Annotated in this window: 11 protein-coding genes; 9 read left to right on the top strand and 2 right to left on the bottom strand. The window is 48.6% G+C overall.

The genetic code is table 11. The annotated features are described in order from the left end of the window. Positions 1-58 precede the first annotated feature (58 nt). Complete coding sequence (locus tag E0698_RS02305) at positions 59-397, top strand: L,D-transpeptidase (protein ID WP_134910006.1); 339 nt, start codon at positions 59-61, stop codon at positions 395-397. Between the two features lie 43 nt (positions 398-440). Here the strand turns inward: E0698_RS02305 and E0698_RS02300 are convergent, their stop codons facing one another. Then, a complete protein-coding gene (locus tag E0698_RS02300; protein ID WP_238353837.1) occupies positions 441-1,460 on the bottom strand; it encodes a flagellar motor protein MotB in 1,020 nt (339 codons plus the stop codon). A 216-nt stretch (positions 1,461-1,676) separates the two neighbouring features. On the opposite strand from E0698_RS02300, the gene E0698_RS02295 reads away from it, so the two are divergent. Continuing rightward, the gene (locus E0698_RS02295; protein ID WP_187644933.1) at positions 1,677-1,841 is read left to right on the top strand and encodes a hypothetical protein; all 165 of its coding nucleotides are present in this window, start codon (positions 1,677-1,679) and stop codon (positions 1,839-1,841) included. Between the two features lie 111 nt (positions 1,842-1,952). On the opposite strand, the gene E0698_RS26575 is transcribed toward E0698_RS02295, so the two are convergent. Beyond that, positions 1,953-2,192 (bottom strand): hypothetical protein, encoded by a 240-nt coding sequence (locus tag E0698_RS26575; protein ID WP_081473730.1) that lies wholly within the window; start codon positions 2,190-2,192, stop codon positions 1,953-1,955. 393 nt (positions 2,193-2,585) lie between these two features. On the opposite strand from E0698_RS26575, the gene E0698_RS02290 reads away from it, so the two are divergent. The 7 genes from E0698_RS02290 (at position 2,586) to E0698_RS02260 (ending at position 11,949) form a co-directional block, all read left to right on the top strand. Continuing rightward, positions 2,586-2,906 carry a hypothetical protein gene (locus E0698_RS02290; RefSeq protein WP_134910005.1) on the top strand — a complete coding sequence of 107 codons (321 nt, stop codon included), beginning with the start codon at positions 2,586-2,588 and terminating at the stop codon, positions 2,904-2,906. Between the two features lie 67 nt (positions 2,907-2,973). Then, positions 2,974-6,969: a type VII secretion protein EssC gene (gene essC, locus E0698_RS02285; RefSeq protein ID WP_192510493.1), complete on the top strand. Its 3,996-nt coding sequence runs from the start codon at positions 2,974-2,976 to the stop codon at positions 6,967-6,969. Between the two features lie 16 nt (positions 6,970-6,985). Next, positions 6,986-7,828, top strand: a complete 843-nt coding sequence (locus tag E0698_RS02280; protein WP_134910001.1) for a hypothetical protein — start codon at positions 6,986-6,988, stop codon at positions 7,826-7,828. 5 nt (positions 7,829-7,833) lie between these two features. After that, the gene (locus E0698_RS02275) at positions 7,834-8,370 is read left to right on the top strand and encodes a WXG100 family type VII secretion target (RefSeq protein WP_192510492.1); all 537 of its coding nucleotides are present in this window, start codon (positions 7,834-7,836) and stop codon (positions 8,368-8,370) included. Positions 8,371-8,614: 244 nt separating this feature from the next. Then, a complete protein-coding gene (locus E0698_RS02270) occupies positions 8,615-8,890 on the top strand; it encodes a WXG100 family type VII secretion target (protein ID WP_013309990.1) in 276 nt (91 codons plus the stop codon). 206 nt (positions 8,891-9,096) lie between these two features. Beyond that, the gene (locus tag E0698_RS02265) at positions 9,097-11,121 is read left to right on the top strand and encodes a hypothetical protein (protein WP_192510491.1); all 2,025 of its coding nucleotides are present in this window, start codon (positions 9,097-9,099) and stop codon (positions 11,119-11,121) included. 75 nt (positions 11,122-11,196) lie between these two features. Beyond that, on the top strand, positions 11,197-11,949 hold the full coding sequence (locus E0698_RS02260) for a vWA domain-containing protein (protein WP_025685035.1): 753 nt from the start codon (positions 11,197-11,199) through the stop codon (positions 11,947-11,949). The last annotated feature ends 8 nt before the right edge of the window (positions 11,950-11,957 follow it).

The raw sequence follows: 11,957 nt of genomic DNA, 5'->3' as shown, positions 1-11,957 counted from the left end.
GTAAAAGTCACAGGAGAATCTGCGGTGTGGTCGGCATATCCTGTAGAGGGGTGAGTATATGCCGAATTATAGTATCGTGGTGAGTTTGTCGGATCGTCGTCTGTATTTAAAAGATGGCGATCAGACTGTACTTAGTTATCCGGTCGGTATCGGTAAAATCGCTACACAGACACCGCACGGACAATTTACCATCATCAATAAACAGCCCAATCCCGGCGGCCCCTTTGGAGCGTTCTGGATGGGGCTGTCCAAGCCGCATTATGGCATCCACGGCACCAATGCGCCTTGGTCCATTGGCAAGCTGGTGTCGCATGGTTGCATACGTATGCAGAACAAGGATGTGCTGGAGCTTCAGGAAAAGGTGAGCATCGGCACGCCGGTCACCATACTGCCTTAGTGACCGACAAGTTACACTACCCTGCAAGCCATGTGCTGTCCAATTATGATTTGGGTTGAATAGGGATACGGGCTTCAATCCGTTTGGAGCCCTCTTTGTCGTCTGCGGATTTAACTAGCGTGCCGGAAAGATGCTCTCCGCTTGCTCCATACACTCGTTTCGCATTCGCCCACATGTCTTCATTAGGCTCGAAAATGATAACCATGGTGTAACGATTAGCCAGGCTCGGTTTTTTGACCCTCATGCTGAAAGAGCCGTCAGGCATGACTCTGGTTTGATCATCATAGCCGAACTGCCAGCGTCCCGGGAAATCAATAGTGAGCTTGACATCTGATCCTTCCAGCAAATTACTGCGCGCATATACATGATAATAGTTGCCTTCCTGCTTCACATCCGGCTTGATCCACACTTTGGGGCCACCGTAATCCTTTGGTTTGTTCCAGACAGGCTTAACCAGCGGGGTGCTTTGTTCCTGCTCAGGATCAAACTCCGCGCCAATTCGGACTTCTTGCCGAAGCTGTTCCTTTTCTTCGTATTGATATACGTAGGGGCCTTCCAATTTCTCACCACTGCTGCCGTAAAGATTGCGTATCGGGTCGTCTTGGTCAGCCGGACGGAACAAAACCGTCAGATCCATGCTGCCCTGTATGCCTGGCCGTTGCACACGAAGTACAAAGCTTCCGTCCTTTTGAACAGTTGCTTCGTCCGTGTACCCGGTGAGCAGGGAGTTTTTGACCGCGAGATTACCCTTAATCCGCGCTCCGGCGGGGAGGTTGGAGCGCCCTGTGACCTTTACGGTTTTTCTGTCTATATTTACGTCGCCTGATATTTCGACATAACTGCTGCCTTGTTGGTGTACAGGGGTGCGATTGGCAGCTCGTTCATCCAGGGAGGACGTATTCTGGTTTGGGTTGCCGGTAACAGTGTAGGCGCGGGCCTCAGCCTCATGCTGGGCCATACTGCGGGTAGAGGCTTTTTCCCTGCTACATGCAGACAGAATTGTCAGCAACAACAAAGTGTATAAAAATATCCAGCCTATTTTAGCCAATCTGTGCTTTTCCATAGTTTCTGCTCGCTCCTTGTTCATAGCTTCCAGATTTAAAGCGGTCAATCCTTTGAAACTTTATGTATTTACCCTTTTTAAAGGTTATGTAATCCAGCCTGTTTTATCCAACAGGGTGCCTATTTGTTTAAACTACAAGCAGAATGGTTAAAAATGGATAGCCTGATCATCCCCTTGGAAAGCAGGGGCAGCATGTTGTAAAGGAGCCTGAGTCATATGTCCATTGACCGTTTTATCCTGAAAAAGCTGGACAACTGCCGGGAAGAGCATACACGCGCTAATTTACTGGAACTGTTTAGAATACGAATTGAGAAGGCGCAGAAGTTGGAACGAGGCGGCAAAAAAGGTTATCGCAAAAGAAATATAAGCAGATTGTTATAAAATGATAGGCTCGGCTAGTTACATGTATCATGTTTCAAAGCTGCTAATACGGAGAGAGTGCTTAGTCACTCTCTCTTTTTTGCTATGATTTCGGAACAAAAAAAGTCCCTCTTAGTAGAGGGACAGTGCCAATGAATCATTTTCACTAACGCTATGCAGGATGGCTTCACAACCGACAATTTCTATACTGATCAAAGAGTTAAGACATTTTTGAAGGGCACGCTTGCCTCTGGAGATTTTGTTCTCCAAAGTGTTGCTTAGAAGTTTTAATGTTTTTTGTACAGGTTGTTTGTTTTCTTGGTTGAAGTATACGGGAATACGTTTGTTTTGAAATGTAATTAATGTTCTCACAAAAATCACCTCGCTTGAGTTATTTCATGGCTTTATTGTAGTGCCCGTTTCTTAAAATTACCTTAAAAACACCTTATAAAAACATAAAGGTCTGAAAAATTTACAAAGTGTTCACAATACTCTACAAACAATCAAATTTGCTTCTAATCCATCGACAAAATGGCGTATATGCGAATACTGCAAAACTATGAAAGTATAACATATTGATTCATATGACTCTTTTAAGATATAAAAATACAACTAAAGTCGTGATTTGATAGCTCGAGTGGGTAGTTTGTAACAAATTGACAGTCTAATAGGCGGATGCTACAGTTACGATAGCCATATTTCCATAGAAAATAGGCTGTTTGTGTGAGCTTTACTGTATATATTAAGGATCGGGAGGGATGACAGATGATCCTGACCGTGCTTTCGGGACGACAGGAAACAGAGTGGTTTGACATCGAGGTGGCTGATGAATACTTGGTGGATCATTTGAAGCTGATGCTGGGTGTGCGTATTTTTGGTGAGCCTCCTGCGGAAGGAATGCAATATATTATGGAAGCAAAATTCCCGGAGGGTCTTTGGTTCAGAGTGGATGACGACCAACTGCTGATAGGAGCGGGTCTGCGGGAAGGCTGTACGGTGCGTATTCAGCGCGCTTTTTCGACAACCCGGGACGAAGCTCCTGTATATGGACGTCGTTCGCTGTTTCAAAGTGAAAAAAATGGGTAAATACACACATGAAATTATATGAAACCTTGGTAAAATGAAATAGTAAGCGAAAAGGGGGACTTTTGTCTTGAATGTATTATACCAGCGCTCCCCGAGATTAAGACCGGCGCTCCGAGAGGAGAAGCTGGAGATTTTACGGCCTCCGGCTGAGCCGAGCAAGCCGTCTTTTTCCATTATATCTATACTTATTCCGTTAATGATGACGTTGGTAACGATTGGTTTTTACGTATATATGAGCAAAACAGGCAAGATGGGCAACAGTAACTATCTGATGTTTCAGATGGTTACTGTGGTCATGATGCTTACATCCTATACCATTCCTTTTTTCGTATATTTGAACAATAAGAAGGAATACAAGCGCAAGCTGGAAGAACGTGACCGGATGTACCGGGAACAGCTTCAGAAGCATCGGGAAGAGCTTGAATTGAAACGCGAAGAGCAAATTCGCACGCTGTATGAAATTCACGGTGACCCGCAAATTTGCGCTCAAATCGTCAAAAACCGTAACAGCTCTCTCTGGGAGCGTTCGCCGGAGGACGAGGATTTTTTGCAAGTGCGTATTGGAACCGGACAAGTTCCGTTTCATATCAAGCTGCAAATCCCGCGTCCGGACGGCTATGACCGAGACCCATTGTTAGGGGCTGCAGATGAACTTGGGGAAGAGTTTCGTCTGGTGGACGCTGCGTCCATTGCATTACCGCTGTTCCAATCCAAGGTGGTTGGGCTGGTTGGAGAGCGAGAGCACACTCTGGCAGCATTAAGAGTGATTCTGGCACAGGTGGCTGTTCGTCACTCGCCGGATGAAGTGAAAATAGCTTCCTTTTATGATGAGCGGGAAGAAAATGAATGGAATTGGATGCGTTGGCTTCCGCATGTGTGGGACGATGACAGAACCGGACGGATGATGTCAGACCGCAGCAGCAGTGCCCATCAATTGGCCGACTTTCTGTTTGCCAGATTGAACCGCCGTAAAAACAACCGCAACGAACGTAATGGAAAAGGGATGGAAATCCCGTGTTATGTGGTTGTTTTATCAGATAGCCAGCTAATTGAGGAAGAGCCGCTGCTTCCGTTGCTGTTGGAGGACGGACGGGCAATTGATGCGTGTACCATCGTGCTGGCTTCCCGCAAGGAAGCTTTGCCGATGCAGTGTCAGCTTATCGTGGAGGCTTCCAAGGAGCAGGGCGTATATGCTCGCAAATCGGAGTCACCGGAGGTTGAACAGCAAAGTTTTAAACCGGATCGTCTGTCGAGAGAGGAAGCAGATGCATTGGCGCGGTATATGGCTCCTATTCGCTTGAAGCGTTCCTCGGCTTCCGATATTCCCTCTGTGCTGCCTCTGTTCGATATGATGAGCGTAGCGGGTGTGGAAGAACTGGACGTGACAGAACGGTGGCGGCGCAATCGCCATCCTGATACCTTACCTGTACCCATGGGTGTGCGGGCAGGCGGCAAGAAGATCATGATTAATCTGCATGATAAAATCGAGCGTCAGGGACACGGTCCCCACGGCTTGATCGCGGGTACGACAGGTTCAGGGAAGAGTGAGGTTATTCAGTCCATCGTAGCCTCCTTTGCCGCTGAGTTTCACCCGCATGATCTTGCGTTTATGCTGATTGACTACAAGGGTGGCGGTATGTCCAATACGTTCGTTAATTTGCCGCATGTAGTAGGCACGATTACGAATTTGGACAATAACCTGATCGAACGCGCCAAAATTTCATTAAAAGCAGAACTGGTTCGCCGACAGAAAATATTAAACGATGCGGGCAATTTACAGCATATTGATGAATATTACAGATTGCTTCGGCAGCGGCACGCACAGCCGCTGCCTCATCTGGTTATTATTATTGATGAATTTGCACAATTAAAACGGGATCAGCCCGAGTTCATGGATGAGCTGATCAGTATTGCCGCCATTGGGCGGACATTGGGTGTCCATCTGATTTTGGCGACTCAAAAGCCTGCCGGCGTGGTGGACGATAAAATCTGGAGTAACTCCAGGTTCCGTATCTGCTTACGGGTGCAGAGCGAAGGCGACAGCCGTGATATGTTGAAAATACCGAATGCCGCGTGGATCACGAAGCCGGGACGAGGGTATTTTCAGGTCGGTAGTGATGAGGTGTTTGAAGAGATGCAGTTTGCCTGGAGCGGTGCGCCGTATGTAGGCAACAGCGATATTTCTTCCGCACTTCCTGTACATGAGGTTAGACTGAACGGCAAGCGTGAAGCGCTGCTGACTGGCGGCGAACGGGCAAGCTCAGGCTTAAAAGGAGAAGAAGCTCCCAAACAGCTCCAGATATTCATTGATTATATTGCAGAAGAAGCTGCCAAGGCAGGGATCGAACGGCTTCAGGGACCGTGGCTTCCGCCGCTGCCTGAATTGCTGGATTTAACTGATTTGTCTCCATGCGCCGAAACGGACAGTACAACAGCGCCTCAAGAGCTGAAGGCGGTCATGGGTCTGGTTGATGATTTGCCGAACCAGCGACAAGAGCCGATTTATGCATCACTGGATCATGGTCATTGGGCAGTGTACGGTATGCCGGGCATGGGTAAAACGACCTTTTTGCAGACAATGCTGATGTCGATGGCTCAACGCTTTCATGCCAACCGTTGGAACGGTTATATCATTGATATGGGTCGAACGATGCGTGACTTTGGGGAACTCCCCCAGATCGGTGCTGTTATGATGGCAGAGGAGGACGACCGGATCAAGCGGTTGTTCCGTTATCTGTTCAAGCTGGTGGCTGTACGCAAGGACATGATCTCCGAAGCTGGTGTCAAAACGATAAGCTCTTATCGACATTCTGCTGTTGAGGATGTGCCGCAAATTATCGTAGTCATTGACGGCTACCTTAATTTCCGTAATGCTTATCCAGATGAAAATGAGCTGCTGGAATCTCTTTTGCGTGAAGGTGGCAGTCTCGGCATTACATTTATCATTACAGCGAATCGGATTACTGATGTGTTTGAGAAGTTCCGCAGTAATATTCCGAACGCCGTTTCTTTTGAAATGTCTGACCCGAGTGATTATTATTATGCGGTAGGACGACCAGCCAAAACACCAGGGCCTCTAATCCCGGGCCGGGCTTTGGTTAAAGGGCATATCCCGCCGCTGGAGTTCCAGGCGGCGTTGCCTTCACCCGGAGAAGATGAAACGGAACGTTCAGCACGGTTGCGCCGCAATATCGCGGGCATCGTACAGGAATGGAAGGGCAAAAACGCCCCAGCCATTCTTCCGTTGCCCGAGCGAATCCCGTTGGCGGAACTGCTTCAGCAGTGGGACGGGACGAGTGGGCCTTCGGGCGCGCTTCCTTATGAGGTGCCTGTAGGGCTACAGAGCGACGATCTGGAGCCTTTCTTACTGAATCTCAAGGAAGGTCCTAATTTTATCGTGGGCAGTCCTATGGAGGGAGGGAAAACCTCTTTCCTCATGAGCTGGATCATTTCGCTGGCTTATTACACATCGCCGAGTCAATTGGAAGTCTATACGGTTGATACCCGCTATGGAGGCGGGGGATTATCCCGATTGCGACATCTTCCTCATGTCAAGGCTGCTGCTGAAAGCGAGGAAGAGCTTGGACCTTTGGTACAGCAAATGTATGATATCGTTCAACAGAGGAACAAGGACGGAAATGATCCCGAATTGCTGCTGGTCATTGATGATGCGGATATGCTAAGCAAGCAATTGAACGATTTTACGATAAAGGATCAGCTTTCTGCCATTGTGCGGTTGGGACGTGATCGCAATGTGCATGTCGTGCTGTCGGGCGTGCCATCTGATTTCCCAACCTTTGGCGTGGACTGGTTTAATGATGTTAAGGCAAGTCAAAGCGGCATGCTTTTCGGAACACTGGATTCGAATGATTTATCGTTCTTTCGTATCCCCTATTCAGAAGCGAATGCCGCCGCTGGTGGCCTAAAAGTCCTGCCCCCTGGGCAGGGATACTACGTACGACGCAAATTTACCAGGGTAAAAGCGGCAATTCCCTTCTCAGAGCAAGTGAGCTGTGAGGATTGGATAACGAAAATTCGTGACCGATGGCATGTTGTAGTTTGAAGGGAGGTGGCTCATAATGTTAACGTTTCAAGCTTCCAAGCAGAAGTTAATAACCCTCAAGTCGAAGGAACTGTTTTTCCTGGCAGGCGTGTTGGGTTCTGACAGGCTGCTTGGAGTGGAAGATCCGTTTAAGGGCTATCTGGCAGAAGAGTTGGCGGAAGAGTGGGAGCAGGTAAAAGCCTCTCTTCTGGAAAAGGGTTATCTAAAGCGAGTAGATGAGGGTACTGAGTTGGCAATGCCCCCTACCGTTTTTTCGAGGGTTGCTATCGCGGGATTATCTAACCGGGCTTGCCGCATACGCTATGCGCGGGGCGGCAAGCAGTTCGAAGGTTACCTCCATTGCACGAACGAGCGTGTCGTGGAGCTAGTAAAATCCGTTGATGAACCCGATGAGTACCGCCTGTATGATCTGGGTAATGTGGAGAAGGCTTGCGAGACATTGATTGATAAAATGGGCTGGGTAGATCGGCTCGTGCCTGAATCTCCCGCACTTATGTTCTCCAAGCAGGCATTTAATGAAATTTACAAGCAATCTGCAGGAGACAGTGTTTCTCAGCTTAACAGCAAACTGACCGAGGCGAGCGGAGATGCAGAAGGTTCTGCGAGACTTGCCCAGTCATTGAGTTCCCGTATAGCCGAAGGAGAACTGCAATTACTGGTCTGGAACGGCAGGGAGTGGGAATCACAGCGGGTTGCCTTTGTCCTGTGTCCAACGATGAACTGGATATTTCGTATGAGCTCTAATGGCAACGGAGATTGGCTTATTGCAGCCATGGCATCAAGAGATCAGTTTGTGGATTTATTATTGAATTGGTTGAGACAGTCGGCAGTGACAGAAGAAGTGACAGAAGAAGGGTGATGGATATGCGCATTCGAGTTGAACCGGATGTGCTTCGGGGGCTTAGCGGGCAGCTACAGCATGCGGCGGAGCAAATTCAACAGTTAACAGCAGGGTTGGAGCAGGCGTTACAATCGCTTGATTGGGATGTATCTGCGCGTGAGTCGGTCTTGAATCATTGGATGCAGGCCAAACGGATGTCGGAGCAGATTCATGCTTATCTCCATACATCAGGTACACAACTGAATCGAAAGGCAGAACAGTTTCAGTCTGTTGACCACAACTATCATACGATTCTGTCATTTGCCAGCCAACCATTAGGACGGCCAGTTACGATGCTGGATTGGTCGAATCAGCAGTCACCGTCTATTTTGCCCGGGCAACCTTCGGAAGGAAGCGGTCCGATTTCGGACCCGCTGTCTGTCGTGCATGCCATTGCTGGTGTACAGTCGTCGGATGCAGGTACACTGAATCAGGATATTTTGAAGCAGGCAACTTCCAGCAACCCTCAGGAATGGTATTTTGCTGACCCGGCTATAGTTAGGGATCAGCCTGTCGCTTAGCAGATTCCCGGGACTCTCATGTTTAGATGTGAGGTTCCTATACATTCAGTTCATAGAATCCTGATTTCTTGGGACTTATTGGGTGCTGCTTCTATTGATATCATGCTGTTAGGTGCTGTTTTATAGTCAAAAAGTGGGGCTAATACAATTAGGACCTTCGCCTTTTGTAGGAAACTAAATAAACATAGTACAATTTGAACCAGTTAAACAAAACATTTAGTTATCATCAAGGAGGATTCATAATATGGCAGGACGTATTTTAATTACCCCGGAACAGGTCGATCAGGTGGCTAACCAATTTAAACAAAGCGGTGAACAAAGCCAGCAGATCGTTTCCAGCTTGACACAATCCATCTCAGGTATGGAAGGTCAATGGGAAGGTATGACCAAACAACGCTTCTTTCAAGAGTTTCAGGAAGCCAGCAAACAAATGCAAGCTTTCGTAACGACTTTGAACAGCATCAGCCAGGAACTGACGGCTATCGCTAACAAATTCCGTACTGTTGACCAAACGAAGTAAGATGCGTGATAAGCATCACCTTATAATATACCACTCTATGAAGAAGCAATATGGTTGAACCATTTCTTATGGTCTGTACATTGGTATAGTGGTTATCAGGAAAAACCGGGTGATCTTCGGACACCCGGTTTTCTTGCCATCCATAGATTGTATATAATAGGGTGAGGAAACTAGCATACTGAACGATGTAAGGAGAGGGATGTTCCATGTCTTTTCAACCGAATCCGGGAGACGAATTGATCATAAACGGCACAGCCTATGTGATTGGGCGACATCCTGTTGCACCCGGTTTGGCTTATGCTCAAGCAGGGCGGCAGGGGATCGTATACCAGCTCAATGCCAAAAGCGGAGCGCCGCATGAGGCTAAAGCCCTTAAAGTGTTTTTTCCAAAGTTCCGTATCCCGGCTATGGTTTATCAATCTGAGCATATGGAAGCGTACGGGGATATTCCCGGTTTGCAGGTATGCAAGCGTGATGTGCTCACTCCAGAAAGAAACGGAAGTCTGATCGCCGAGCAGCCTGATTTGTTGTATGCAGTGCTGATGCCATGGATTCATGGGACGACATGGTTCGATTGTCTCACAGCTCAGCAGCAGCTTGAGGCTTCCGATAGTCTGGCTTTGGCCCGGGCGCTGGCAGGGATCGGTTCAGCTATGGAGCAAAAAGGACTAGCGCACTGTGATTTATCTGCGCCGAATGTCATGCTTCCGTTTTTTTCTGAAGTGGAACTGCCTGAAGGCACATCAGCTGTAGAATTGGTCGATGTGGAACAAATGTACAGTACCAAAATGGATCGTCCGGATGCTCTACTGGCGGGTTCGCCGGGGTATGCTGCGCACCGTACCGTTCACAGCGGATTATGGAGCGCGTATGCGGATCGTTTTGCAGGAGCCATTATTATCGGCGAAATGCTGGGATGGTCAGACCGTGTGGTGGTCGATAAAGCGTGGGGCGAAAGTTATTTTGACCAGAATGAAATGCAGACGCCTTGCGAACGTTATTATATTTTACGCAAGTCGCTGGAAGCCCGTTGGGGAAGCAAAGTAGTGGAGCTGTTTAGCCGTGCCTGGGATAGTCAGGATCTGAGCAGTTGCCCTACCTTTGGTGAATGGCTGGTTGTACTCAATGCACTTACCGAGCAAGAGATTCCTGTTGAAGTAAAGACGGTGGAACCCGAGGCGACAGAGGCAGCAGCATTAGCTACTGGCGAGTCCGGGGAAGCTGCACCCTCCTTGGTTGCACCGCTCCAAGCGGAACAAGCTGCGATACTGAACCAGGCGGCCCGGGAGCAAGGAGAGCGTGGGGTGACGGACAAGCTGTTCCGGCAGGCGCGTGAACTGGAGAAGCAAAACAAGCCTGCCGCGGCCCTGGAGGTATATCGGTCGTTGTATCATTTTGTAGAAGACGGCAGCCCTCTGCATGTGGAGGTATCGGCTGCCATTATGGGGCTAGAGGAGCAGTTGAATCCCAAGCCGCCTGAGCAGCCGGAAAAATCAGCAGCATGGTACCGCTCCAAAAAGTTCATTGTGACAACGGCGGCGGCTGTCGTTCTGCTGGCTGTTGGCATCCCAGCCGTGAATATTCTGGCGGATCAGTCCAATCAGCGGCAAATCGAGGCAGCCAAGCAGGAAGAAGCCGCAAAGGCGGCGGAAGCGAAGCTGGCTGCCGAGCAGGAGGCTTCTCAAAAGGCACTGACGGAGAAGCAACGGCAGGAAGCTGGGCAGCAGGCCAAACAACAGGCTCTTGCTGCCCAAAAGCAGCAGGAAGAGCAGAAAAAACAACAGGCCCTTGTAGCTCAGCAGGTCAAATATGAAGCCTACCTTGCTCAAAAGGAACAAAACAAGCAGGCGGCCGCCAAGCTGGCAAAGCAGAAAGCGTATGATCAGCAGGCGAAGTACGAAACATATTTGGCTTGGAAAAAGAACCGGGCTGCCCGCGCAGCGCAGGAAGAGGCAGCACGTAAGGCGGCGGCAGAGACGGAGCAAAAGCAAAAAGCATCAATTCATGCAAGTAACAAACAGAATGTTCTCCAGCTTATTTCCCTGTATAACAAGGCTTATGCCTCTCAGGAGGGCGGAAGCACGGCGAAGGCGAAGGGTTTTGCCAATCGTTTTAGAGCATTGTACGAAAGTAATTCTTCCTATTATCGTTCGGTAGGCGAAGTCGGGTATCGGGCTTCCTCTATCTATAACTTTTTAAGCGATACGAATTTTAGACTGCCTAAAATTTAATTTTTTCATATTTTCATATCTTGAATGAAGTGGCACAAGATGATAAAAGGTAACTGAGGGGAGCGTGTGCAAACGATGAATTATACCATACAGGCTTCTCAGCGTACCCCCGCCCTGATCATTTACCTGATTGACATTAGCGCGTCAATGAACATGCTCATGGAGGGGCGGCGGCGAATTGATGTTGTCTATGAAGCCATATCACTGGCGATCCGGCAGATGGTTTTCCGTTCGACTAAAGGAAATCGGCTGACTGCACGCTACCGGATTGCGATTTTGGCCTATAGTGACGACGTATATGATCTGCTCAACGGTGTGAAGGGGATTGATGAAATTGCGGCGATTGGTTCGTTGCCCGATTTGACACCCAAACGGTTTTCAGATTCGGCAAAAGCTTTCTTGCAAGCCGAACGTATTTTACAGGCGGAGCTGCCGGGGATGCAGGATTGTCCTGCGCCTTTGGTTTGTCATATGACAGATGGGGTTTCCACAGGTGATGATCCGGAACCGATTGCGAAGCGTATTATGAGCATGAGTGTACCGGACGGCAATGTACTGGTGGAAAATATATTTTTATCGGACAGACTTTTGGAAACGCCTATTCAGGACCCCCGCCGCTGGAAAGGTCTTACGCATAATACGCCGTTACAGGATGAACATGCTGTGAAATTGCGTAATATGTCTTCTGTACTTCCTGAAAGCTATCGGGAAATGCTGTTTGAGGCAGATTATCAGCTAGGTGAGGGAGCAGTTATGATGCTGCCCGGAACCTGTCCGGAACTGGTGTCCATTGGTTTTCAAATGTCGGCCGCAACGCCTGTACGGTAAGGAGGTAA

Origin of the sequence: Paenibacillus sp. 23TSA30-6, assembly GCF_014858585.1 — a bacterium.
In the GTDB taxonomy this organism is placed as follows: Bacteria; Bacillota; Bacilli; order Paenibacillales; family Paenibacillaceae; genus Paenibacillus.
The sequence above is the reverse complement of the archived record's forward strand: the minus strand, read 5'-3'. Positions and strand labels throughout refer to the sequence as shown.